The following is a 441-nucleotide window of genomic DNA, read 5'->3' on the forward strand; positions in this document are numbered from 1 at the left end:
GGCGGCTGATTTGCGGGAAAAAAAGATTCAAGCTGCGATCGATTTGCAGATGGCGATCGCCAAACTCGCGGCGGCTAAAGGAGACTACCAGCAAAGATTGTACGAACACTCGATACAACAGCAACGATTCCAGGAATCGAAGCAGCGGCAACAATATCAGCTTGGGCTTTTGCTTAGGCAAGCAGCCGAAGTTGAAGATAAGCTGGATCGCCTTGCGGTGGTGCGATCGCCTGTGGCAGGAAAAATACGACGGGTCAAGGTAGCTAGTCAAAGCGATCGGACAATATCAATTGAAGTAACAATCGATCCTGATGATGAAAATACAGAAGGCAATTAATTGGCTCACGCCATTATTTGGAGTAGCTGCGATCGCTTATTCTGCATGGAACCGAGTTGGTTTAGAGCGTGCAAATTCTGTTGTTATGGTGCAGCAACCAAAAG

The 441-nt window shown here is 47.6% G+C and carries 1 protein-coding gene; it reads left to right on the plus strand.

The genetic code is table 11. The annotated features are described in order from the left end of the window. The coding region (locus LKK83_RS21930) for a hypothetical protein (RefSeq protein WP_324633483.1) at positions 1-337 on the plus strand (337 nt) is incomplete at its 5' end. Positions 338-441: the final 104 nt, after the last annotated feature.

Source organism: Phormidium sp. CCY1219, from assembly GCF_035615515.1.
Lineage (GTDB): Bacteria > Cyanobacteriota > Cyanobacteriia > Cyanobacteriales > Laspinemataceae > CCY1219.